Origin of the sequence: Martelella sp. NC20, assembly GCF_013459645.1 — a bacterium.
Classification (GTDB): Bacteria; Pseudomonadota; Alphaproteobacteria; order Rhizobiales; family Rhizobiaceae; genus Martelella.
Map to the genome: position 1 here is coordinate 3,728,987 of NZ_CP054861.1, position 22,705 is coordinate 3,751,691.

General features: G+C 60.1%; 23 protein-coding genes and 1 tRNA gene. 20 read left to right on the top strand and 4 right to left on the bottom strand.

Going from position 1 to position 22,705, the window contains the following annotated elements; all coding sequences use genetic code 11:
* Positions 1-171: 171 nt before the first annotated feature.
* Positions 172-261 (bottom strand) — tRNA-Ser (locus HQ843_RS17865).
* Positions 262-552: 291 nt separating this feature from the next.
* Between HQ843_RS17865 and HQ843_RS29845 the strand changes: the two genes are divergently transcribed.
* The 12 genes from HQ843_RS29845 (at position 553) to HQ843_RS17925 (ending at position 12,447) form a co-directional block, all read left to right on the top strand.
* Positions 553-1,401: a septal ring lytic transglycosylase RlpA family protein gene (locus HQ843_RS29845; RefSeq protein ID WP_180901884.1), complete on the top strand. Its 849-nt coding sequence runs from the start codon at positions 553-555 to the stop codon at positions 1,399-1,401.
* A 74-nt stretch (positions 1,402-1,475) separates the two neighbouring features.
* Positions 1,476-2,135: a dTMP kinase gene (gene tmk, locus HQ843_RS17875; RefSeq protein ID WP_180901883.1), complete on the top strand. Its 660-nt coding sequence runs from the start codon at positions 1,476-1,478 to the stop codon at positions 2,133-2,135.
* Positions 2,122-3,156 (top strand): DNA polymerase III subunit delta', encoded by a 1,035-nt coding sequence (locus HQ843_RS17880; protein WP_180901882.1) that lies wholly within the window; start codon positions 2,122-2,124, stop codon positions 3,154-3,156. Before tmk ends, HQ843_RS17880 begins: the two co-directional genes overlap by 14 nt.
* A gap of 125 nt (positions 3,157-3,281) precedes the next feature.
* Entirely contained in the window at positions 3,282-4,829 is a 1,548-nt protein-coding gene (gene metG, locus HQ843_RS17885) for a methionine--tRNA ligase (protein WP_180903267.1), read from the top strand.
* A gap of 22 nt (positions 4,830-4,851) precedes the next feature.
* The gene (locus HQ843_RS17890) at positions 4,852-5,631 is read left to right on the top strand and encodes a TatD family hydrolase (protein ID WP_180901881.1); all 780 of its coding nucleotides are present in this window, start codon (positions 4,852-4,854) and stop codon (positions 5,629-5,631) included.
* Between the two features lie 3 nt (positions 5,632-5,634).
* A complete protein-coding gene (locus tag HQ843_RS17895) occupies positions 5,635-6,450 on the top strand; it encodes an MBL fold metallo-hydrolase (protein WP_180901880.1) in 816 nt (271 codons plus the stop codon).
* Positions 6,451-6,767: 317 nt separating this feature from the next.
* A complete protein-coding gene (locus HQ843_RS17900; protein WP_180901879.1) occupies positions 6,768-7,862 on the top strand; it encodes an ABC transporter ATP-binding protein in 1,095 nt (364 codons plus the stop codon).
* An 80-nt stretch (positions 7,863-7,942) separates the two neighbouring features.
* Positions 7,943-9,043, top strand: a complete 1,101-nt coding sequence (locus tag HQ843_RS17905) for an extracellular solute-binding protein (protein WP_180901878.1) — start codon at positions 7,943-7,945, stop codon at positions 9,041-9,043.
* 133 nt (positions 9,044-9,176) lie between these two features.
* Positions 9,177-10,433, top strand: coding sequence for an ABC transporter permease (locus tag HQ843_RS17910; RefSeq protein WP_246710144.1), 1,257 nt, complete (start codon positions 9,177-9,179; stop codon positions 10,431-10,433).
* Positions 10,434-10,443: 10 nt separating this feature from the next.
* Positions 10,444-11,295: an ABC transporter permease gene (locus tag HQ843_RS17915; RefSeq protein WP_180901877.1), complete on the top strand. Its 852-nt coding sequence runs from the start codon at positions 10,444-10,446 to the stop codon at positions 11,293-11,295.
* A gap of 64 nt (positions 11,296-11,359) precedes the next feature.
* On the top strand, positions 11,360-12,157 hold the full coding sequence (locus HQ843_RS17920; RefSeq protein ID WP_180901876.1) for a DUF1295 domain-containing protein: 798 nt from the start codon (positions 11,360-11,362) through the stop codon (positions 12,155-12,157).
* On the top strand, positions 12,154-12,447 hold the full coding sequence (locus HQ843_RS17925; protein WP_180901875.1) for a hypothetical protein: 294 nt from the start codon (positions 12,154-12,156) through the stop codon (positions 12,445-12,447). Before HQ843_RS17920 ends, HQ843_RS17925 begins: the two co-directional genes overlap by 4 nt.
* Here HQ843_RS17925 and HQ843_RS17930 read toward each other — a convergent pair.
* From HQ843_RS17930 to HQ843_RS17940, 3 genes are read right to left on the bottom strand one after another with little or no spacing between them, the layout of a single operon-like run.
* On the bottom strand, positions 12,431-13,648 hold the full coding sequence (locus HQ843_RS17930; RefSeq protein WP_180901874.1) for an SAM-dependent methyltransferase: 1,218 nt from the start codon (positions 13,646-13,648) through the stop codon (positions 12,431-12,433). The two genes, HQ843_RS17925 and HQ843_RS17930, sit on opposite strands and share 17 nt — an antisense overlap.
* Positions 13,629-14,435: a DUF1365 domain-containing protein gene (locus HQ843_RS17935; protein WP_180901873.1), complete on the bottom strand. Its 807-nt coding sequence runs from the start codon at positions 14,433-14,435 to the stop codon at positions 13,629-13,631. The genes HQ843_RS17930 and HQ843_RS17935 overlap by 20 nt, the downstream gene beginning before the upstream one ends.
* Positions 14,432-15,790, bottom strand: coding sequence for an NAD(P)/FAD-dependent oxidoreductase (locus HQ843_RS17940; protein ID WP_180901872.1), 1,359 nt, complete (start codon positions 15,788-15,790; stop codon positions 14,432-14,434). The genes HQ843_RS17935 and HQ843_RS17940 overlap by 4 nt, the downstream gene beginning before the upstream one ends.
* Before the next feature lie 224 nt (positions 15,791-16,014).
* On the opposite strand from HQ843_RS17940, the gene HQ843_RS17945 reads away from it, so the two are divergent.
* From HQ843_RS17945 to HQ843_RS17980, 8 genes are all read left to right on the top strand, one after another.
* The gene (locus HQ843_RS17945; protein WP_371822164.1) at positions 16,015-16,581 is read left to right on the top strand and encodes a sigma-70 family RNA polymerase sigma factor; all 567 of its coding nucleotides are present in this window, start codon (positions 16,015-16,017) and stop codon (positions 16,579-16,581) included.
* Positions 16,578-17,258 (top strand): ChrR family anti-sigma-E factor, encoded by a 681-nt coding sequence (locus HQ843_RS17950; protein WP_180901871.1) that lies wholly within the window; start codon positions 16,578-16,580, stop codon positions 17,256-17,258. Before HQ843_RS17945 ends, HQ843_RS17950 begins: the two co-directional genes overlap by 4 nt.
* Positions 17,259-17,267: 9 nt before the next feature.
* Positions 17,268-17,681 (top strand): DUF2177 family protein, encoded by a 414-nt coding sequence (locus HQ843_RS17955; RefSeq protein WP_180901870.1) that lies wholly within the window; start codon positions 17,268-17,270, stop codon positions 17,679-17,681.
* A gap of 46 nt (positions 17,682-17,727) precedes the next feature.
* The gene (locus HQ843_RS17960) at positions 17,728-18,318 is read left to right on the top strand and encodes an IMPACT family protein (protein ID WP_180901869.1); all 591 of its coding nucleotides are present in this window, start codon (positions 17,728-17,730) and stop codon (positions 18,316-18,318) included.
* Positions 18,319-18,406: 88 nt separating this feature from the next.
* Complete coding sequence (locus tag HQ843_RS17965; RefSeq protein WP_180901868.1) at positions 18,407-18,742, top strand: hypothetical protein; 336 nt, start codon at positions 18,407-18,409, stop codon at positions 18,740-18,742.
* Positions 18,743-18,902: 160 nt separating this feature from the next.
* Positions 18,903-19,994, top strand: a complete 1,092-nt coding sequence (locus HQ843_RS17970) for an AbrB family transcriptional regulator (RefSeq protein ID WP_180901867.1) — start codon at positions 18,903-18,905, stop codon at positions 19,992-19,994.
* A gap of 76 nt (positions 19,995-20,070) precedes the next feature.
* Positions 20,071-21,048 carry a linear amide C-N hydrolase gene (locus HQ843_RS17975; RefSeq protein WP_180901866.1) on the top strand — a complete coding sequence of 326 codons (978 nt, stop codon included), beginning with the start codon at positions 20,071-20,073 and terminating at the stop codon, positions 21,046-21,048.
* A gap of 98 nt (positions 21,049-21,146) precedes the next feature.
* On the top strand, positions 21,147-22,580 hold the full coding sequence (locus tag HQ843_RS17980; RefSeq protein WP_180901865.1) for a P-loop ATPase, Sll1717 family: 1,434 nt from the start codon (positions 21,147-21,149) through the stop codon (positions 22,578-22,580).
* Positions 22,581-22,705 lie beyond the last annotated feature (125 nt).

Sequence of the window (22,705 nt, forward strand, 5' to 3'; positions counted from 1 at the left end):
CCTGAATCTGCGAGCCGGTCATCAGGGCAGTGGATCGTGTCTGCCTACCGCGAATTTGGCCAAAAAAGTCCGTTCAGAAAACAGGCTGGTCGCATGGGAATGAACGGCAACCGGCGGCAATTGGGCCACTGTAGCGAAGAATATCGCGCCTTAGCGCAGAATCGGCGGGGGTGGCGGAGGAGGTGGGATTCGAACCCACGGTACGGTCTCCCGTACGCCGGTTTTCAAGACCGGTGCCTTAAACCGCTCGGCCACTCCTCCGGCAGCGGCGCATTCACGAAATATTCGCATATGCCGCGTAGATGCTGGCCTTTAGCATCGTGGTCTCGGGCCGGTCAATCCCGATGATATCGGATGAACTGACCCGGACACGCGGCGGCGGTCGAAACACGTCAGGATCAATTTTGGGTTGCGCATTTCCGCCAATTTTGGTAACGCGCCACAAAGCGGCCATCAAGCATCCGCACAGGAGAGTTTGACACAATTTCAAGGTCCAGGGGTTCCGGCAGGCAGTTCTGACGGTACATCGACATAGACGGAAGAAATGTTGGCATGAAAGAAATCCGGTTTTCCACCTCGCTGGCAATGCTGGCTTTGACTGCATTGATGGCTTCGTGCACGACCACGGGCGATACATCCGAAGATATCAAAGATGAAGCGGCGGAAGTCGCCGATGCTGCGGCCAATGGCATTTCCGAAGCGGATGCGCTTGCCTATCAGAAGATCGGCAAGCCCTATCAGGTGCGCGGCAAATGGTACACGCCGAAGTCCGACACCAAATACTCCAAGACCGGTCTAGCCTCCTGGTACGGGCCGAAATTCAACGGCGGGCGCACGGCGAGCGGCGAGATCTACGACATGTATCACCTCTCTGCCGCCCACAAGACGCTGCCGCTGCCAAGTTATGTCCGCGTGACCAATCTCGACAATGACAGTTCCGTCATCGTCCGCGTCAATGATCGCGGACCCTTTGTGTCCGGCCGGATCATCGACCTTTCCAAAAAAGCCGCGGAAATGCTGAAAATGACGGGGGCGGGCGTGGCCAATGTCCGCGTCGATTACGTCGGCCCGGCCTCGCGCAATGCCGACGACATGAACTATCTGGTGGCCTCCTACGAGAAGAAAGAGGTTCCCGAGGGCGTCGATCCCGGGCGTTTCGGCGAGGTGCAGGTCGCAAACGCGGAAACGCCGGCCGCAATCCCCGCAGTCGCGGCCAAGACAGAGGCGAGCGAAAAGCCCGTCGAGGTTGCTGAAGCTCCGGTAAAACCGGAACCGGCGCCCGCACAACTGGCGCTGGTGGAGGAAGCAAAGCCCGTCACGGCGAGCGACGCCGGTGCGGCCACAGAATCGATCCTCGCCGACAATACCGGCTACGCGGTCCCGATCCCGTTCAAAAGATAGCCCGCGCAGGCCTTTTGCCCCGGCGTGAATTCCTCTAAACCCGGACGAACCGATGGTCGGAGGAATGAGACAGCGTGAAGCGTGGAATTTTTATCAGCTTCGAAGGCGGCGAGGGCGCCGGCAAGTCGACACAGATACGCCTGCTTGCCGGCCGCCTTGCGGGTCTTGGTCGGCAGGTGGTGGTCACGCGTGAGCCGGGAGGTTCCGCCGGCGCCGAGGCCGTGCGGCACGTGCTGCTTTCGGGCGCCGCCGAACCGTTTGGCGTCGGCATGGAAGTGCTGCTGTTTGCGGCGGCCCGCAACGATCATGTCGAGGAGGTCATCCGGCCCGCCCTGGCAGAGGGCAAGATCGTGTTGTGCGACCGGTTCATGGATTCCTCGCGCGTCTATCAGGGCGCTGCGGGCGGGCTTGCCGCTGATTTCGTCTCGACCGTGGAACGGGTCGCCGTCGACGGCACGATCCCCGATCTCACCCTGATCTTCGATCTCGATGCGCTTGAAGGGTTGAAGCGCGTCAAGGCGCGTTCGCCCGAACAGGCGCTTGCGGGCGCGCCGGACCGGTTCGAAAAGGATGATATCGCGGTCCACGAGGCGCGCCGCCGGGCCTTTTTGAAGATCGCCGAGGCGGAGCCGGACAGATGCCGGGTGATCCGCGCCGACGACGCGCCCGAGACTGTCGCGCGCGCGGTCTGGCAGGCGGTTTCACCCCTTCTGGAGGTTCATGGCGATGGCTGACGACATGGTTCTCGAAGGCGCGGTCCATCCGGCCGCCAATCGCAATCTGTTCGGGCACGAAGCGGCGGAGGCCTATCTTGCGACGGCCTATAGCTCCGGCAAGGGGCATCACGCGATCCTGTTCGAGGGCGGCGAGGGGATCGGCAAGGCGACGCTCGCCTTCCGGTTCGCAAACCACGTATTGCATTATCCCGAGCCGCACTCCGCGCCCGATCATCTCATCGCGCCGGATCATGCAGCCCCCCTGACGCGCCAGATCATCGCCGGCGCGTCCCACGACCTGCTCCATCTGGAACGGCCGGTCGATGTGAAAACCGGCAAGCGGCGCACCGCCATTACCGTCGACGAGGTCCGCCGGGCCGGGCATTTCCTGTCGCAGACATCGGGAACCGGAAACTGGCGGATCGTCATCGTCGACGCCGCCGACGACCTCAACCGTTCGGCCGCCAACGCCATTCTCAAGATTCTCGAGGAGCCGCCCAGGAACGCGATGTTCCTGCTGATCTCGCACACGCCGGGACGATTGCTGCCGACCATCCGGTCGCGCTGCCTGCCGTTTCGCCTGCGGCCGCTTGCGCCGGAGGATCTGCTGAAGGCGCTCGGCGCTCTGGGTGTTGATAGCGGTGGCGAAGACGGGGCACGGCTTGCAGCGCTTGCCAATGGCAGCGTGTCCGAGGCGCTGAAGCTGGTCAATTACGGCGGCGGCGAGATCATCGACGCCTATCAGGCCACGCTTGAGGGTTCGGACGCCGAGGCCCGTGCGATGATGCACCGGCTTGCCGACACCCTTGCCAAGCGCGACAACGAAACCGTGTTCGACTTCCTGCTCGGCCATATCGAAGAGGATATCCGAAGCCGGGCGCGTGAGGCGGCGGAGGCCGGGGCGATCGCGCGGGCGGAGCGGCTGGCCGCGCTCTCCTCCGAGGTCGGCAATGATGTGGCGACGGCCGACGCCTTCAATCTCGACCGCAAGCAGCTTGTCCTCGATCTGCTCTCCCGCATCAGGCTTGCCGTCAAATGAACGCCGCGCTCCGCTCGGTTTGACTTGATGCGATGCGGCACTGGCGTTAAGACCGGCGAAACGATCGACGCCGGCGCCGCGTTTCACGCGCCCGGCAGCAGCAGCCAAGCGGACGGACTTCGGACATGAGCGACAAGGCCAACAATTTCTACATCACGACGCCGATCTTCTATCCGAACGGCACGCCTCATATCGGCCACGCCTATACGATGATTGCAACCGATGTGCTGGCGCGCTTTGCCCGCCTCGACGGCAAGAATGTGCGTTTCCTCTCCGGCACGGACGAACACGGCCAGAAGATGCAGCAGACCGCCGAAAAGGAAGGTATCCCGCCGATCGAACTCGCAAACCGCAACTCGGCGGTGTTCCGCGACCTTCTGGCGCGGCTCAACTGCTCCAATGACGACTATATCCGCACCACCGAGGAGCGCCATCGCATCTCCGTCCAGGCACTGTGGAAGCGCATGGAGGAGAATGGCGATATCTATCTCGGCAAATATGGCGGCTGGTATTCGGTCCGTCAGGAGGCCTATTTCGACGAAAGCGAGACCACTCTCGGTGAGGATGGCGTGCGCCGCGAACCGCTCGGCTCGCCGGTGGAATGGGTCGAGGAGGAGAGCTATTTCTTCAAGTTGTCCGCCTATGGCGACCGGCTGCTCGACTATTACGAGGCGCATCCCGATTTCATCGGTCCCAATGAACGCCGCAACGAAGTTGTGTCCTTCGTCAAATCCGGCCTGAAGGACCTTTCGATCTCGCGCACCACCTTCGACTGGGGCATACCCGTGCCGGGCAATCCCGATCACGTCATGTATGTCTGGGTCGATGCGCTGACCAACTATATCACGGCGCTCGGCTTTCCCGATGAAACCGGCGCGCTCTGGGATTTCTGGCCCGGCATTCACATCATCGGCAAGGATATCATCCGCTTCCACGCCGTCTACTGGCCGGCCTTCCTGATGTCAGCCGGCGTGGCGCTGCCGGAGCGGGTCTATGCCCATGGCTTCCTGCTCAACAAGGGCGAGAAGATGTCGAAATCGGTCGGCAATGTCGTGGATCCGTTCAACCTGGTTGAACATTTCGGGCTCGATCCGATCCGCTATTTCTTCCTGCGCGAGGTCTCTTTCGGTCATGACGGCAGTTACAGCGACGAGGGGATAGGGACCCGGATCAATTCCGACCTTGCGAACGGGATCGGCAATCTCGCCAGCCGCTCGCTGTCGATGATCGTCAAGAACTGCGATGGTCAGGTGCCGGCCTGCGGTCCGCTTAACGACGCGGACAAGGCCATGCTCGCCAGCGCCGATAGCGTGATCGCGACGGTGCGCGCCGACATGGACCGGCTGGCGATCCACCGCGCGCTCGCAGCGATCATCGGCGTGGTTTCGGATGCCGACCGCTATTTCGCCGGACAGGAACCCTGGGCGCTGAAGAAGACCGATCCGGAACGCATGGCGACGGTGCTTTACGTCACGGCCGAAGTGGTGCGTCAGGTTGCGATCCTGCTGCAGCCGGCCATGCCCGAATCAGCGGCGAAACTGCTCGATCTGGTCGCCGTGCCGGAAACCGAACGCACATTCGCGCATCTGGGTGAGGCGGGTCGTCTGAAACCGGGTACGCCGCTGGCAAAGCCTGAACCGGTGTTTCCGCGCTACGTCGCGCCCGAAGAATAGCCAGAACAATAGAAAGACATTCATGCTGATCGATACCCATTGCCATCTGGACTTCCCGGATTTCGACGCCGAGCGGGACGAACTGGTCGCGCGCGCGAAGGGAGCGGGCGTCGCGCAGATGGTGACGATCTCAACCCGCGTGAAGAAGTTCCCACAGATCATTGATATCGCAGAAAAATACGAGAACGTTTTCTGCTCCGTCGGTACCCATCCCGCCAATGCCGATGAGGAACTCGATATCGCCGCGGAAGACCTGATTGCGTTGACGGCGCATCCAAAGGTGGTCGCAATCGGCGAGGCGGGGCTCGATTATCACTATCAGCCGGAAAAGGCCGAGGCGCAGAAAACCGGCCTCAGGCGCCATATCGATGCGGCGCGGCGTACCGGCCTGCCGCTGGTAATCCACAGCCGCGATGCCGATGAGGATATGGCCGCGATTCTGACCGAGGAGAGCGAAGCGGGCGCCTTTCCGTTCATTCTGCATTGCTTTTCATCGGGCAGGGCGCTTGCCGAAACCGGTGTCGCGCTCGGCGGTTATGTGTCGTTTTCAGGTATCCTGACGTTCAAGAACTCGCAGGAAATACGGGCGATCGCGGCGGATGTTCCGATGGACCGGCTGCTGGTGGAGACCGACGCGCCCTATCTTGCGCCGACGCCCTATCGCGGCAAGCGCAACGAGCCGTCCTATGTGGTCAATACCGCGCGGGTTCTGGCCGAGGTGAAGGGCATCGGCGAAGCCGAGATCGCCGCGATCACGACTGACAACGCGTTTCGCTGCTTTTCCAAGATGACGCGGGTGTGAGCTTTGGGATACAGGCGGCGTTTTACCATTCTCGGCTGCTCGTCGTCACCCGGTGTGCCCCGGATTACCGGCGACTGGGGGGGCTGCGATCCGGAAAATCCGAAGAACAGGCGTACCCGCACCGCTCTTCTGGTCGAACAGTTCGCCCCCGATGGCGGGGTGACGACGGTGGTGATCGACACCGGGCCGGATTTTCGCGAGCAGATGATTCGCACCGGCGTGACCCGGCTCGACGCGGTGCTATACACCCATGCCCATGCCGACCATCTGCACGGCATCGATGATATCCGCGGCTATTTCCATGCCCAGCGCCGCCGCATCCCGGTCTACGCGGAGCCGGTGACGATGAGCCGGATACTGGATGGCTTTTCCTACTGTCTGCGGGTTCCCGAAGGCAGCACATATCCGGCGATCGCCGAGCCGAACCTCATTGAGGACCTCGACACGCCGGTGAAGATCGACGGGCCGGGCGGGACCATCGAATTCCAGTCGTTCCCCCAGCAGCATGGCGATATCATTTCGCTCGGGTTCCGGATCGGCGACGTCGCCTACTGTACCGATGTCAGCGACTTTCCCGCCGCGGCGATCGCGAAGCTTCAGGGGCTGGACCTGATCATTATTGATGCACTGCAATATGACCCCCACCCGAGCCATTTGTCGTTGTCGCAGGCGCTCGGCTGGATCGAACGCTTCGCCGCGCGGCGGGCGGTGCTGACCCATATGCATACCCCGCTCGACTACGACACGGTGATGGCGGAAACGCCGGACCACGTCGTACCGGGTTATGATGGCCTGACGATCGAATGCGATCTCCCCTGACGCCTGATTGCCGCCGCAGGCGGCATCATCCCGCGTCGCAAACAGTCGCGGGGGCGATCGGCGCTCGCGCTATACTGCCCTTCGAATTTTGAAACAACGCAACAGCGGAGTGCGATCCGGTTCGCATTCTACCCGCAACCATTAGACCAAAGTCTTATGCAGCCGGCGCTCCGGCTGAACCGCAAGGCAAAATCGACCTTTCTGCCCATGAAGTTGAAATTTGAGGTTGATTTGACGGGCGCGAATTGCAGTATTGGGTACGGACTGCCTGAAAATCGCGCAACAGAAAGCGGTGGGCAAAACCAGATGGGGACAATATGGCGAATAACCGTGGTGCATCGGTTAAGTATGAAAATGTTCAAAAAAGCTATGATGGCGAAAGCCTGGTCGTCAAAAAGCTGAATCTCGATATCCCGCCAGGCGAATTCCTGACGATGCTGGGGCCTTCCGGCTCAGGCAAGACGACGTGCCTCATGATGCTTGCGGGTTTTGAACCCGCGACGGGCGGCGAAATCTACCTCAACGAGCGACCGATCAACAACGTGCCCCCGCACAAGCGCGGCATCGGCATGGTGTTTCAGAACTATGCGCTGTTTCCGCATATGACGGTCGCGGAGAACCTCGCCTTTCCGCTGCAACTGCGAAACATGAGCAAAGCCAAGCAAGAGGAAAAGGTCAAAAACGCGCTCGACATGGTCCAGCTCGGCAAGTTCGGCAACCGCAGGCCGGGCCAGCTTTCCGGCGGCCAGCAGCAGCGCGTTGCCGTTGCGCGCGCACTGGTGTTCGATCCCGAACTGGTGCTGATGGACGAGCCGCTCGGCGCGCTCGACAAGCAGCTGCGTGAGCAGATGCAGTATGAGATCAAGCACATCCACGACAATCTCGGCGTCACCTTCGTCTACGTCACCCACGACCAGACGGAGGCGCTGACGATGTCGGACAGGGTTGCCGTGTTCAACGACGGCATCGTCCAGCAGCTATCGGCGCCCGAGGTGCTCTATGAGCGGCCGGGCAATTCCTTCGTCGCCCAGTTCATCGGTGAGAACAACACCCTGCACGGAACCGTCACATCCATCGACGGGAATGAATGCACCGTTCGCGTCGAGGACGGGACCACACTGGTCGCCGACAAGGTGAATGTCGCGAGCGAAGGCGACCGCACCACACTGTCGCTCCGGCCCGAAAGGGTGGAGCTGATCGCGGCCGATACGGTCGAGAACAAGGTGACCGGCCGGGTCGAGGAACTGATTTACCTCGGCGACCATATCCGCGTGCGCATGAGCGTGTGCGGCAATGACGAATTCATCGTCAAGGTCAGGAATCGCGGCGAACGTTGGGATCTCGAGGTTGGCCAGACACGAACGGTCGGTTTTGCCGCCCGTGACTGCAAGGCCCTCGATTACGCCGCCTGACCGCAGGTGAACCGTGGCGGCCGCGGACGCGGCCGTTCAAACAATCGTAACCAGTGAAATCTGTAAAAAGGGGAACTGATATGAAACTCCGTAGTATAATTCTCGCCTCCGCCGCGACCGTGGCGATGGGCAATGCGGCTTTGGCCGAGGACCTGACGATCGTGTCCTGGGGCGGCGCCTATTCGGCCTCGCAGGACAATGCCTATCACCAGCCCTATCTCGCCGAGCATCCGGATGTCACCATCATCAACGATGAATCGTCCAACGAGGCCGTCGCCAAGCTGCGCGCCATGGCTGAAACCGGCAATGTCACCTGGGACATCGTCGACGTGGAAGGCCCGGACAGCCAGCGTCTCTGCGACGAAGGCCTGGCCATGGAAATCGACCTCAACGAGTGGACCAAGCCCGCGCCCGACGGCACGCCCGCGGTCGAGGATTTCGGCGACGCCGTGATCAATGACTGCTTCATTCCGCAGATCGTGTTCTCGACCACCTTCGGCTATCGCACCGATGTCGCCGCCTGGAACGGCCAGGAGCCGGACGAGCTTTGCGACATCTTCGACACCGAGACCTTCCCGGGCAAGCGCGCGCTTGAAAAGCGTCCGAAAAAAAACCTGGAATGGGCGCTGATCTGCGACGGCGTAGCCAAGGCAGATCTCTATGATGTTCTGTCCACGCCCGAAGGCGTTGAACGCGCGCTCGCCAAGCTCGGCACCATCAAGGACGATATCATCTGGTGGTCGGCCGGCGCGGAAACGCCGCAGCTTCTCGCCGACGGCGAAATCGTGATGGGCTCGACCTATAACGGCCGTCTGTTCAGCGTGATCGCCGAGCAGGATCAGCCGGTGAAGATGCTGTGGGACTGGGAAGTGTTCGACTATGACGGCTGGATCATCCCCGCCGGTCTTCCCGATGACAAGCTGGCTCTGGTGAAGGACTACATCATGTTCGCCACCGACACCCAGCGCCTTGCCGACCAGGCCAAGTATATCTCCTACGGCCCGGCCCGCGCGTCGTCGCAGCCGCTCGTCGGCGACCATGCCGAGCTCGGCATTCCGATGGCTCCGCACATGCCGACCAACCCGGCCAATATGGGCAATTACCTGGTCAACAACATCCTGTGGTGGGCCGACAACCAGGACGATGTGGAGCAGAAGTTCCAGTCCTGGCTTGCCCAGTAAGGCATAGGATCTAAGTTCTTTGAACAACCCTGTCCCGGTACGCCGGGGCAGGGAGCCGATTGCGCAAGACGGCGCGGCGACCCTTTTGCGCAATCCGCTCCAAACCTAATAAAAAACAGGGGAACAGATCGGCGTGGCTGAGCAATTAATCCTGACCGGCGAGGGCAAACCGCTCAAACAGGCGTTGAGGAGGGCCTTGAGGCGCGAGAAGATGCGTTCTCTGCTGCTGATAGCGCCTCTGCTTGCCTTCGTTCTCGTCGCCTTCATCGCACCGATCGGCGATATGCTGTTCCGCTCGGTGGAAAACAACATCGTCGCCGACACCCTGCCGAAGACCACCGTGGCGCTCAGCGACTGGGACCCGGCCACGGGGCAACTGCCGGACGAAGCCGCCTATGAGGCGCTTTATGACGATCTGACCGTTGCGGTCGAGGAAAAGACCCACACCCGTCTCGGCTCGCGCCTCAACTATGAGCAGTCCGGCATGTCGAGCCTGTTCCGCAAGGCCGGCCGCACGGTGCGCCAGATCGAGCCGGGTTCGCCGGACATCAAGGCGCAACTGATCGAATCCGATGCCAAATGGGGCGACCTCGATACCTGGGCGATCCTGAAATTGTACTCGCCGGCCTATACGCCGGGCTATTTTCTGAACGCCGTCGATGCGGAAATGGGGCCGGACGGCATCGGCATGAAGCCGGAAAACGAACGGATCTACCTGTTCCTGTTCGCGCGGACGCTGATGCTCTCGATGATCATCACCTGTTCGTGCCTCGTTCTCGGCTACCCGATTGCATACCTTCTGTCACATCTTCCACTGAGCCGCGCCAACCTGCTGATGGTGCTTGTGCTGCTGCCGTTCTGGACCTCGCTTCTGGTGCGCACCTCCGCCTGGAAGGTGCTGTTGCAACAGCAGGGCGTCATCAACGACCTGCTGGTGTGGTCGGGGATCGTCGACAATGCCCACCGGCTGGTGATGATCAACAATGCCACCGGCACGATCATCGCCATGACCCACATTCTGCTGCCGTTCATGATATTACCGCTCTATTCGGTGATGAAGACGATCTCGCCGACCTATGTGCGCGCCGCCCGCAGCCTGGGCGCCACGAGCTGGACGGCGTTCTGGCGGATCTACTTCCCGCAATCCGTGCCCGGCATCGGCGCCGGCGCGGTGCTCGTCTTCATCCTGTCGATCGGCTATTACATCACGCCCGAACTCGTCGGCGGAACCTCCGGTATCTTCATCTCGAACCGGATCGCCTATCACATTTCCAGTTCGCTCAACTGGGGGCTTGCCGCAGCACTTGGCACGCTGCTTCTGGTGGTCGTCATGTTCATGTTCGTGCTCTACGACAAGATCGTCGGCATCGACAATGTGAAGCTCGGATAGGAGAGGGACCATGGCCATTCAGCCCTATGATTCGCCGCTTGAGAAGATCTGGCACTATGTCTTTCTGGTCATCTGCGGCCTGATCTTCTTCTTTCTGATCTTTCCGATCCTGGTGATCATTCCGCTCAGCTTCAACGCCGCGAACTTCTTCACCTTCACGCCGAAAATGCTGGCGCTCGATCCCGCCGGCTACTCGTTCAAGCACTATCAGGATTTCTTCCATAATCCGGACTGGCAGCAGGCGCTGCGGAACTCGGTCATGATCGCGCCGGCGGCAACGCTTTTGGCAACCGCCTTCGGCACGCTGGCCGCGATCGGTCTTGCCAGAAGCCATGTCCCGTTTCGCGGGGCAATCATGGCGATCCTGATATCGCCGATGATCGTGCCGCTGATCATTTCGGCGGCAGGCATGTATTTCTTCTATTCGCGCATCGGCCTCCAGGGCACGTATTGGGGCGTCGTGCTGGCGCATGCCGTGCTCGGCACGCCGTTCGTGATCATCACCGTGACCGCCACCATGGTCGGCTTCGACCGCTCGCTGGAGCGCGCGGCGGCAAGCCTTGGCGCCAATCCGCTGACGACCTTCTTCAAGGTGCAGATGCCGCTGATCCTGCCCGGCGTGATTTCCGGGGCGCTGTTCGCATTCATCACATCGTTCGATGAGGTGGTTGTGGTGTTGTTCCTCGGCTCCGCCTCGCAGAAAACGCTTCCCTGGCAGATGTTCACCGGGCTGCGCGAGCAGATATCGCCGACGATCCTGGCCGTCGCCTCGATCCTGGTCGCGCTCTCGGTGGTACTGCTCACCTTCCTGGAGCTGATGCGCCGCCGTTCCGAGCGGCAGCGCGGTCTTTCTCCGGGCTGACCGATCCGACCGGCGCCGTCCCCCGTAATAGTGTGCAGAGCACAACAACGACCCGGGGGCGGTAATGTCGATAACACTTCTGATACTGGTTCTGGCGGGCCTTTGCGTCGGCATGACCGGCGCCTGGGCGGTCCAGCGGATGACACGCAACAGCGGCTGGATCGATGCGATCTGGTCGGTGCTGACGGGATTGGGCGGTCTGTCGGTCATCATATTTTCCGAGGGCGGCGATCCATCGCGAAAATGGCTGGCGGGGCTGGTCGTCGGCCTGTGGGCCGCGCGGCTGGCAAGCCACATCGCCACGCGCTCGCTCGGCAAGAAGGACGATCCGCGCTATGCCGCGCTGATCGAGGAATGGGGCGCATCCGCGAGCTTCCGGCTCTGGTGGTTCCTGATGATCCAGGCATTCGCGAGCTTCATCCTGGCGTTGTCGATCTATGCCGCGATCCTCAATCCGGCGCCGTTCCCCGGCATTCTGGACTTCCTGGGGCTGGCAATCGCGATCATCGCGATCGCGGGCGAGGGCACGGCCGACCGGCAGCTTTCGCGTTTCAAGCGGGAAAAACCCGCGGGCAAGACGGTGTGCGATATTGGGCTGTGGGGTTATTCGCGCCACCCCAACTATTTCTTCGAATGGCTGTGGTGGTGTGCATGGCCGTGCCTTGCGCTTTCGGGCTTTCAGGCAATTTTGCCGGTTGCGGTCTCGCTGCTTGCCCCCATCATGATGTACTGGCTGCTCAACCACGTTTCCGGCATCCCTTATCTGGAAAAGCATATGGAGGCATCGCGCGGCGACGCTTTCCGCGACTACAGGAAGCGCGTCAGGGCATTCTTCCCGATCCCCAAAAAGGCCGACCGATGAACTCGGCGCGAGATCCGCTGGCGGATGCTGCCGGGTCCGTCGCCCTCATCCTTGCTTTGAACAAGCCGGTCTATCCACTCTATGTCTGGTTTGTCGCGGAAAGCGCCGTGTCGCTTTCGCTGATCGCGGCGCTGACGATGCCGCTCTATGTTGCTGTCTGGTGGCTCGCGCGCAACCGCAAAGCGTTCGCAGCAAGGCTCGGCATCGTCGCCGTGGGAACCGCCGATACCGCGTTCATCGCGCTGCGTTTCTTGCGATGCCGGGCCGCAATTGTCACGCCGCAGGCTTGATCAGGTGGAACTGCGCCACGTCGATCCTGCCGGTATCGAACCCTGTCGCGCAATAATTGAGATAGTAGCGCCACATCCGCTGAAACCGGTCGTCGAAGCCGAGCGGGCGGATCGCGTCCCATTCGGTCAGAAACCGGCGTTCCCATTCGAGCAGCGTACGGGCGTAGTCCTTGCCGAAGGAAAACAGTTCCTTGACCGCGAGCCCGGCGTTGCCGGCGCCGTTCTTGAAACTCTCGATCGAGGGCAGCATGCCGCCCGGGAAGATGAAGGTCTGGATGAAATCCGGATTTCGGCGATAATAGTCGAGCCGGTGATGCTCGATCGCGATCGACTGGATCACCGCCGTGCCGCCGGGCGTCAAGCGTTCGTTGACGGTGTTGAAGAACACCGGCCAGTTTTCCTCGCCGACAGCCTCGAACATCTCGATCGAGACGATCTTGTCGAATGTCCCGGTACAATCCCGGTAGTCCTCGAGCCGGATATCCGCCCGGTCTGAAAGACCCTTGGCGGCGAGCCGCTCGCGGGCATATTTCGCCTGCTCCTGCGACAGCGTCAGCCCGGTGACGTGACATCCGGTGCGGGCCGCGGCGTGTTCGGCAAACCCGCCCCATCCGCAGCCGATCTCCAGCACCCGGTCCTCGGGCCCGATCTGCAGCCGGGCGATGATCCGGTCGTATTTTGCGATCTGGGCTTCGGACAGCGAGCGCTCCCGTCCTTCGTAGAGCGCGCTGGAATAGGTCATCGTCTCGTCGAGCCAGAGCTTGTAGAAGGCGTTGCCGAGATCGTAATGGAAGGCGATATTGCGGCGGCTGCCGGACTTGCTGTTGCGCTTCAGCCTGTGCCTGAGAATGCTGATCTGGCGGAACAGGAAGGACGAGGAGAGCGTGTTCGAAAGCTCGGTCTCGTTGGCGGTTGCAAGATCGAGCACGGCGGCAAGATCCGGCGTATCCCAGTCGCCGTCGATATAGGCGCGGGCAAAGCCGAGATCGCCGTCCTTCAGGAGTTCCAGCAACGGCCGGGCATTTTTGAGGCTGATGGCGGCGGCGGGACCGGGTTGGCGAATTTCCGTCCGATAGATCCGTCCATCGGGAAATGTGATCGCAAGGGAGCCGACGGCAATCCGGTCGGCCATCCCGGCGATCAGCCGCTGCCAGAGCTTGAGCCGGCGATGACTTGCATTCTCAGGATGATGCTTGCTCATGATAATTCTCGTCCCCTGTCGCACCGTCGGCAACCGCGCTTTGAATGCGGCTCTCCGAAGGCCGGTGCCTGAACACCGGCATGCCTTTCAATATCATTTTCAATGCCTCGAAATGAATACCTGCAATAATTTTGACCGTCATCAGCGGATAGGAAAAAAATGCGCGCGCCAGCGCGCGGTCGCTGAGCGCTTCACGCCTGCCGCTGAAGGAGGCGAACAGCAGCGCGCCGTCCGCATCCGTTTCATTGATGGAGATCGTTACATTTTCCTCCGGCGGCCGGATGGTGAAATGGTACGTGCATTCCATCGGAATGAATGGCGAGACGTAGAGTTGTTTGTCCGCCGTCTGGCGGACCGGCCGGTCCTCGTCGTCCACCGGAATGATGTAGGTGAACCGTTCCCTGAAGGTGTTGCACACCTCGTAGAGGATCGCCGTCAGACGGCCGTCCTCGCGGTAACAGAAATAGACCGTGAGCGGGTTGAACACATATCCCAGAATGCGCGGGTAGCAGAGCATTTCGACGCGCGACGCCCTCCGACCGGCCTTTTCCAGCTCACTGAGCGCCCACGCCTTCAGATCGCCGTCATCGAGCGCGCCGTGGTCGCGATCGTGAACGCTGAAGAGCGAGAACCGGTTATGGGCGAACAGTTTCAGTTGCCGGGCCAGCAGAGGCAGTTCGTCGAGATCGATCAGCAGGGAAAAAACGCGATAGTCGAGCGCGTGTTTCCTTGGCCGGTGTCGCCGGTGGACAACCTTTCCTCTGAAGATTGCAGAGCGAAAACTCATTCGGCCGCCACGCGCTCCGGTTCGAGAAATATCCTGCCGGATTCGTCGTTGACGGTCCAGGGGCGGCGCACCCCGGCAACCGCCTCGGCGGCGGCGAGGCCGGATTGCAGCCCGTCTTCATGGAACCCGCTGCCGAAATGCGCGCCGCAATACCAGACATTGCCCCGGCCCTGAATGCGCCAGAGATCGCGCTGCGCCTCGATCGCCGCCTTGTCGAACAGCGGATGCGTGTAGGTGAGGCGCTCATGGACCAGTTCGGGCCGGATGGCCTCGCATGGGTTGAGCGTGACGAACAGCGGGATACGCTCGTCGATATTCTGCAACCGGTTCATCCAGTAGGTCACGCAGAGGCTGGGCGCGCCGCCGTCGCGGCGTTCAAGATAATTCCAGCTGGACCAGACCTTGCGGTGGGCCGGCATCAGGCGTTCGTCGCTGTGCAGCCAGGCCTCGTTGGTGGTGTAGCGGAACGCGGAAAGAAGCCTTTGCTCCTCCTCGCCGGCATCATCGAGCAGTTTCAATGCCTGGTCGCCATGGGTCGCGACAATCACCGCGTCGAAACGCTCCTCGGCGTCGTCGACAAACAGCCTGACGCCGTCTTTTTCGCGGATGATCCTTTGCACCGGCGTGTTGAGATGCACAGGCCCGCTGATCTGCTCCAGCATGCGCGTGACGTAGACGCGGCTGCCGCCGGTGACCGTTCGCCATTGCGGCCGGTCCACCAGCGACAACAGGCCGTGGCTTTCGAAAAAGCGGGTGAAGGCGGCAAGCGGATAGGCGCGCATCTGCTCCGGCGTCGTTGACCAGATCGCAGCCCCCATCGGCAGGATATGGTCCTGCACGAACCGCTTCGAATACCCCCGTGCATCGAGATAATCGCCAAGCGTCAGATCGCGGTCGGTACTGGTCTTCGCAATCGACGGCGCATGACGGTAGAACCGGAAGATGTCATAGACCATACGCCAGAAGCTGAAGCGCAATATGTTCGATTTCTGTGCCAGCAGGGTGGCGATATTGCTGCCGCCATATTCGAAGGCGCCATTGTCGAGCGAGGCCGCGAATGACATCTCGGAGGCCTCGGTCTCGATGCCAAGATAGGAAAACAGCGCGGTAAGATTGGGATAGTTGCGTTCGTTATAGACAATAAAGCCGGTATCGACCGGGATGTTGCGATCGCCTATGGCGACATCGACCGTATTCGAATGTCCTCCCGGACGGCCGTCGGCCTCAAACAGCGTGACTTGGCAGGACCGGCTCAGAAGCCAGGCGGCGGACAATCCGGAAATACCGGAGCCGATGACCGCGACCTTCCTGTCGGCGCGGATTTTTCTGTAAGTGTTTTCCCGGAGTTGCTGCATCTGTCTTTCCGCCTGTTTGTACAGCATGAAATACGAGACAAACCGTTTGATGGATTGAAAAGGCGGAAAATTTATTGAACCCTGTGATCCGGACGGAAATCGCGGCCGTAGTAGCCGGTATGCTTGAAAGCAATCGCCTCATACCGGTCACCGGTCCGATACCTGCAGCGCCCCGACCAGGGGTTACAGGCCGTGTCATGCGAAAACGGATGCGCACCGGGAAGGTGAGGAGTTTGGCCGATCTGTCGGTAGAGGAAATGACCCAGTGCCTGAAGCGCGTCGGACGGACGCAGGACATGGCTGCCTATGAGCAGCTGTTCCGCCATTTCGGCCCGCGCATTCGCGGCTATATGCTGAAACGGGCCTCGGACCCGGCGCTTGCCGAGGAACTGATGCAGGAAACCATGATGATGGTATGGCGCAAGGCCAGGCTCTTCGATCCCGAGCGCGGCAATGCATCGGCGTGGATCTTCACCGTTGCGCGAAATGTCAGGGTCGACAGCCTTCGAAAGGCGCGCCGGCCGGAATTCGACCCGCAGGATCCGGCACTGGTTCCCGACGCGCCCGAAGCGCCAGATGCCCGGTTCGAGCAGGACCAGGATGCAGCGCGGATGCGCGCCGCGATCGCCGGCCTGCCGGAGGAGCAGGCCGAGCTTTTGCGGATGTCGTTTTTCGAGGATGTGTCTCACAGCATGATTGCCGAACGGCTGGACCTGCCGCTGGGCACCGTCAAATCCAGAATCAGAGCAGCATTTTCCAGGCTGCGAGCCGCGCTTGGAGAAAACCGATGAAGACCGGCACCATCCATCATCATATCAGCGAAGCGCTTCTGCTCGAATATGCGGCAGGCAGCCTTGAAGAGGGCTGGTCGCTCGCGGTCGCGACCCATCTGGCGCTTTGTCCGCATTGCCGCGCAAAACTTCGGCTTATGGAAGCGGCGGGCGGCGCGTTGATAGAGGAAGCCGCGCCGGAAACGGCTGGCGTCTCCGAGGATGCGTCATGGGCGGCGCTTGTGGACCGGCTGAAGACGGCAGACGTCGATACGGGCGTCGCGGCCAAACCGGCATCAGCCGCTTCAGGCGCATTGCTCATACCCGAGCCGCTTCGCTCCTATGTCGGCGGCTCGCTCAAGGACGCACCGTGGCGTCGTCTCGGGCTCTATGCCCATCAGGCGCAGATTGCGACCGAAGACGAAGACATTCAGGTGCGTCTGCTGAGGGTCGATGCCGGCAAGCCGCTGCCCGAACACAGCCATGGCGGCCGTGAACTGACGCTGGTGCTGAGCGGAAGCTTTACCGCCGAAGGCCAGGTCTATGGGCCCGGCGATTTCGAGGAGGAGGACGACGAGACTGTACATAGCCCGGTCGTCGGTCCCGAATCCGAATGTATCTGCCTTGTCGTGACCGATGCGCCGCTCCGGTTCCAGAGCCGGTTGATGCGCATGCTCCAGCCGCTTCTGGGTATCTGAGGCAAGACGATGAAACGTTCCCTGATCGCCTTCGCGTTTACGGCAATCTGCTTTTCCGCGCTGGATTTCATCTGGCTGGGCACGGTCGCGTTCGATTTCTACCAGTCCGAAATCGGCCCGCTGCTGCTGCCATCCCCGAACTGGAACGCCGGCCTGAGTTTCTATTTCATGTATCTGATCGGCATATGCTATTTCGCCGTGCTGCCCGGCGCGAAAGCCGGCGCGGCTCTGAGGGGCCTCGTCAATGGCGCGCTTTTCGGGCTGATGGCCTATGGCACCTACGATCTCACCAACATGGCGACCCTTGCCGGCTGGTCGTGGACCGTCGTCGCGGTCGATATGGCATGGGGCGCATTCGCCACCGGGCTGACCGGTTTCGTCGCTTCTGTTGCAACATTGAAGCTCACGCGCCGCCCGGCTTGACTTTGCCCCTTTCGTGCCGTTTGAAAGGCGCGGAAGGGTGTCGGTCATGTTCAAGCTGAAAGGCCCCGCGACATCGGAGCGGGAGATCAGGAAAAGCCGCTTTGCCACCATTGCCGCGCCGGTTGACGACGAGGCCGCGGCAAGGGCGTTCATCGCAGAAAACAGCTTCGCCGACGCCACCCACAATTGCTGGGCGTGGCGCATTGGAACCGAATATCGCTTCTCTGATGACGGCGAGCCGGGCGGGACGGCAGGAAAACCGATCCTTCAGGCAATCGAGGGGCAGGAGGTCGATTGTGTTGCGGTGTTGGTTTCGCGCTGGTTCGGCGGCGTGAAGCTTGGCACGGGCGGGCTTGCGCGCGCCTATGGCGGCAGCGCGGCGGAATGCCTGCGGCTGGCCGAAAAGCTGCCGGTGGTGGCGATGACGGCGTTGGTTCTGCCCGTCGCGTTCTCCGATCTGGCGCTGGTCGTGGCCAGGCTCCAGGCGTTCAAAGGCCTGGTGGTGGGCAGGCGCGATTTTACCGAAACGGGCGCCGATTTTCATCTGCAGGTGCCGGAAGTGGATGCCCCGGCGCTGGAAGAACTTGTGCGTGAACTGACGAACGGCCGTAGCAACGCCAGATTCGACGAGGACTGAGCGGATTTATCGGCTATGTTCACGGAACTTGCCCCGCGCACCGGCGTTGATACGCTGTCGCTTACTCTCTTCCGCAAAGGTCATATCCATGCGCTCTGCCCTAACCGTCATCGCCCTTGCAGCCACGCTTGCCGCCTGCACCCAGCGCGCCGATTCGATCGGCGCGATCCCGGTTTCGCCCGAGGAATTCGCCGGCAGCAGTTGCGAAACGCTTCTGAGCCAGTACGAGGTCGAGAACGCGAAACTGAAGGACCTTGCGCAATTGCAGGACGGCGCGATCGTCGGCGATATGCGGATGTTCGGCGCAAGTCTCGGCAGCATGTCGGAAGCGAGCGTGAAGGACCAGGAAACCGCGATCGCCTATGCCAAGGGCCGCGTCAACGCCCTCGACATCGCGATGCGCCGGAAGAATTGCACGATGTGACGCAATTGCGTTTTCCTGGCCAGCGCGTATAGAAGAGCGAAGCCGATACCCGGATGACGGGAAGGGTTTCGGTGTATCAGCGTCCCCGCCCGATGCCTGACGGGGACAAGGGGGATTGCCCGGCGCGCGGGCGGTCCGGCGTTTCAGGATTGACCGCACGATGACTTCCGCAGAAGGGCCGGAAAAACCGGCCCCCGCCACAGGCGGCAACAAACAGCTTCTGCGCATCTGGCTTCCGCTACTGGCGCTCTCCGTCGTTCTCGTGATCATGTTGCAGCTTGTCGCGCTGCCGGCCTCGCTTCTGCTCGGGCCGATGCTGGCGGCGATCGTGATCGTCTTCACCGGCCGGCGGATCGCCATGCCGCGACTGCCGTTCAACCTGGCGCAGGGCGTGATCGGCTGTCTGATCGCCCGGACGCTGACATGGCCGGTGCTGCAGGAAATCGGCGCCGACTGGATGATTTTTGCCGCCGGCGTGCTCTCGGTCGTGTTCGCCAGCATCGCGATCGGCTGGATGCTCGCGCGCTATCAGGTGCTGCCCGGCACAACCGCGATCTGGGGCGCGTTTCCCGGCGCGGCGAGCGTGATGACGCTGATGTCGGGCTCGTTCGGGGCCGACATGCGGCTCGTCGCCTTCATGCAATATACCCGCGTGGTGATCGTCACTGTCGTTGCCGCCACCTTCGCGCGGCTGTGGACCGGCGGCACGGCTGAAACCGCGGCACCCATGCTGTGGTTCGCGGAACCGGACTGGTGGTCGCTCGCCCAGACGCTTGCTCTGGTGCTGATCGGCGTGATGGCCGGAAGGCGCATGCCGATCCCGGCCGGACCGATGCTGGTGCCGGTGATCCTCGGCTCGATCCTCAACGTGCTTGGCCTGATCGAGATCGAACTGCCGCAGGTTCTGCTTGCCGTCGCCTATGCCACGGTTGGCTGGGGCATCGGCGCGCGCTTCGACCGCGAGGTGATCCTCCATGCCGGCCGTGCCATGCCGCGGGTCATCGCCTCGATCGTCGCGCTGGTTGCCATCTGCGGCGTGTTGGCCGCCATCCTGGTGTGGCTCACGGGGATCGACCCGCTGTCGGCCTATCTCGCGACCAGCCCCGGCGGCGCGGATTCGATCGCGATCATCTCCGCCTCCACCGATGTCGACGTCGCCTTCGTGATGTCGATGCAGATCGCGCGGTTCTTCTTCGTGATGGCGCTGGGACCGATCCTCGCCAAACTGGTGGCGAAGCACAGCCGGTTCTGACGCGATTTTGATTGTCCGCCGCGCGCTGCCGGGTTAGCCTCAGCCAACCAAAAACAGGTGCGACGGAGGACAGATCATGTGCACGCGGATTTTCTACGAGACCGGAACCTCAACCTACATCACCGGCCGCTCGATGGACTGGCGCGACGTGACGATGGAATCCGACCTCTGGGTCTTTCCGCGCGGGATGCCCCGCAATGGCGGGGTGGGCGAGGGCTCGGCCACATGGACCTCGAAATACGGCTCGGTGATCGTCGCGATCTATAATCTCGCCACCTCCGACGGCATGAACGAGGCGGGCCTTGCCGGCAACATGCTCTATCTGGTGGAATCGTCCTATGGCGATCCGGCCGCGCGGGGCAAGCCGCTGATCTCGGTCGGCGCCTGGCTGCAATACATGCTCGACAATTTCGCGACCGTCGCCGAGGCCGTCGCGGCGATGGCGGATGACCCGCTGACCATCATCAGCGGCGATGCGCCGAACGGCGCGCCCGCCAATGTCCATCTGGCGCTGTCCGATGCCGCGGGCGACAGCGCGATCCTCGAATTCGTCGGCGGCAAACTCACCATCCATCACGGCCGCGACTACCGGGTGATGACCAATTCGCCGACCTACGACCAGCAGCTCGCCATCAACTCCTACTGGGATCTCGTCGGCGGCAGGAGCTTCCTGCCGGGCACGGTCAACGCCGCCGACCGTTTCGCCCGCGCCAGCTACAACCTGAAGACCGCCGTACCGCTGAAGGACCGCCGCGCCGCGCTCGCCTCGGTATTCTCGCAGATCCGCGCCATCTCCACCCCGCTCGGCATGTCGGACCCCGACAAACCCAACATCTCCTCCACCCTCTGGCGCACCGTCGCCGAGCACGAGCACAAACGCTATTATTTCGACTCGGTGATCAACCCGTCGGTGTTCTGGGTCGATCTGGGGGATTTTGATTTGAGCGAGGGGGCAGCGGCGAAGACGCTGGCGCTGAACGATCCGGCGGTACCGGGTGGGGATGTTGCGGGGCTGATGAAAGAGGCGACGCCGTTTGAGTTTTTGGTGCCTTGAGCGATCCATCGTGGAGAAGTCTTTGAGATTATTTTCTTGATTTTACCGATTAGAGACTCAAAAATCGTTCGAAATTCGATTTTGACAAAGGACGTGGTATGGAAAATTCAGGTGTATTAAAGGAGATATCTCAATGGTCAATTGAAGCGAAAGATGAGGATAATGCCGTCTACTTTTTTCATTTTTCTGACGTTTCTGATATCGAAAATGGAAGAAAGAATTATGTGATCGGACGAAAAGGAACCGGAAAAACAGCTATAGCTGAATACCTTCACAACGAGAGTAGGTATAATAAATTTACCAGATTGCTCTCTTTTAAAAACTTTCCTTTTAACTCTTTATACAAATACGCCGATAATGATTATAATAGACCAAACCAATTTATCACGCTATGGATTTATGTTATTTACCATTATATTTGCTCTATGCTCGCTGAGAACCAGAGGGTCTACAGTAAAGTTGACTTTGACCTACGGAAATCCTTTGATTTTGACATAAAAGGTGCATTGGTTCGATCGGTAAAAAAAATTACTGCGAGAGGTTATAATGTGAATCTCGCTGGGTTTGGCGGAGGGATACAGTGCTCAACTGAGGACGGTGAATTTGACTATGTAAAAGCAAATGAAGCTATGAGAGAGTTTATTCTTTCTGTTGCTGACGATAGCGAGTACTATGTTATTTTTGACGAACTCGACGAGGACTACAGAGATGTCCTTAATCCTGATCGGAAGGACTCTTACTTCGAATTGCTCATCAGCCTATTTAAAGCTGTCCAAATAATAAGAAGCGATTTTTCGAGCCAGGGGATTAATTTGCGGCCTGTTATCTTTTTAAGGGATGATATTTTTGATCTGTGTAGAGATGTAGATAGAAATAAATGGCTAGATCGAGCTATTACCCTTAACTGGAACGAGAGGAAGCTACGCGAGCTTATAAATTTTAGGCTTTCAAGGGCGATTAAGAAGATTACCGAGAAGGAGGTAGAGATATCGGCTGCTTGGGATCACGTTTTTGGTGTGCGCAATACTCGCTTTAGGCGAAAAGGGTCAGTGGACACCTTTACATTCTTGACAAGTAGAACTTTTCTGCGGCCAAGGGATGTAATTAGTCACATCAGAGAGTGTGCCAACGTAGCTCTCTTTAATGAACATTTAAAGATTGACAACATTGACATCAAAGGCGCGGGGGCTGCGCACTCCGCTTATATGCGCCGTGAAGTCGTGGATGAGCTGTTTCCTGTTATTGAAGATGTTTCAGAAATTCTTGGCGTTCTTTCAAAGATAAGAAAGCCCATTTTTACTAGAAAAGAATTTAACGACAGATATCGGGAATACCTAAATCAAAACTCCAACAGCAAAAGAATTCTAAGTGAAAGTCAAATTTTAAAGATACTTTTTCACTTTAATGTAATTGGAAATATTACGTCAGGAAATCATAGAGTATTCGCATATGAGAGCGAAACAAAAGTGATGAATATGGATGAAAATATGTGTGTTCACAATGGATTAATACACAGCCTAGACATCGTCTAGATATATGTCGAATTTCCGAAAATGCAGCTTTGTTTATTGAGCGATCAAATCAACTATTTCACGCAAGGCTCAAACCCAAACGTTAGGTAGGTGAGAAGGTTGGGCAGTGCGGCTAGACCCGCCCG

Excerpts from the sequence above, each read along its gene's own strand:
- HQ843_RS17900 (WP_180901879.1), top strand. The coding sequence starts at position 6,768 with ATGGCGAATAACCGTGGTGCATCGGTTAAGTATGAAAATGTTCAAAAA.
- HQ843_RS17935 (WP_180901873.1), bottom strand. The coding sequence starts at position 14,435 with ATGAGTTTTCGCTCTGCAATCTTCAGAGGAAAGGTTGTCCACCGGCGA.
- HQ843_RS17950 (WP_180901871.1), top strand. The coding sequence starts at position 16,578 with ATGAAGACCGGCACCATCCATCATCATATCAGCGAAGCGCTTCTGCTC.
- HQ843_RS17940 (WP_180901872.1), bottom strand. The coding sequence starts at position 15,790 with ATGCAGCAACTCCGGGAAAACACTTACAGAAAAATCCGCGCCGACAGG.
- HQ843_RS17975 (WP_180901866.1), top strand. The coding sequence starts at position 20,071 with ATGTGCACGCGGATTTTCTACGAGACCGGAACCTCAACCTACATCACC.
- HQ843_RS17965 (WP_180901868.1), top strand. The coding sequence starts at position 18,407 with ATGCGCTCTGCCCTAACCGTCATCGCCCTTGCAGCCACGCTTGCCGCC.
- HQ843_RS29845 (WP_180901884.1), top strand. The coding sequence starts at position 553 with ATGAAAGAAATCCGGTTTTCCACCTCGCTGGCAATGCTGGCTTTGACT.
- HQ843_RS17960 (WP_180901869.1), top strand. The coding sequence starts at position 17,728 with ATGTTCAAGCTGAAAGGCCCCGCGACATCGGAGCGGGAGATCAGGAAA.
- HQ843_RS17955 (WP_180901870.1), top strand. The coding sequence starts at position 17,268 with ATGAAACGTTCCCTGATCGCCTTCGCGTTTACGGCAATCTGCTTTTCC.
- HQ843_RS17925 (WP_180901875.1), top strand. The coding sequence starts at position 12,154 with ATGAACTCGGCGCGAGATCCGCTGGCGGATGCTGCCGGGTCCGTCGCC.
- HQ843_RS17915 (WP_180901877.1), top strand. The coding sequence starts at position 10,444 with ATGGCCATTCAGCCCTATGATTCGCCGCTTGAGAAGATCTGGCACTAT.
- HQ843_RS17930 (WP_180901874.1), bottom strand. The coding sequence starts at position 13,648 with ATGAGCAAGCATCATCCTGAGAATGCAAGTCATCGCCGGCTCAAGCTC.
- HQ843_RS17890 (WP_180901881.1), top strand. The coding sequence starts at position 4,852 with ATGCTGATCGATACCCATTGCCATCTGGACTTCCCGGATTTCGACGCC.
- HQ843_RS17970 (WP_180901867.1), top strand. The coding sequence starts at position 18,903 with ATGACTTCCGCAGAAGGGCCGGAAAAACCGGCCCCCGCCACAGGCGGC.
- HQ843_RS17880 (WP_180901882.1), top strand. The coding sequence starts at position 2,122 with ATGGCGATGGCTGACGACATGGTTCTCGAAGGCGCGGTCCATCCGGCC.
- HQ843_RS17980 (WP_180901865.1), top strand. The coding sequence starts at position 21,147 with ATGGAAAATTCAGGTGTATTAAAGGAGATATCTCAATGGTCAATTGAA.
- HQ843_RS17920 (WP_180901876.1), top strand. The coding sequence starts at position 11,360 with ATGTCGATAACACTTCTGATACTGGTTCTGGCGGGCCTTTGCGTCGGC.
- HQ843_RS17905 (WP_180901878.1), top strand. The coding sequence starts at position 7,943 with ATGAAACTCCGTAGTATAATTCTCGCCTCCGCCGCGACCGTGGCGATG.
- metG (WP_180903267.1), top strand. The coding sequence starts at position 3,282 with ATGAGCGACAAGGCCAACAATTTCTACATCACGACGCCGATCTTCTAT.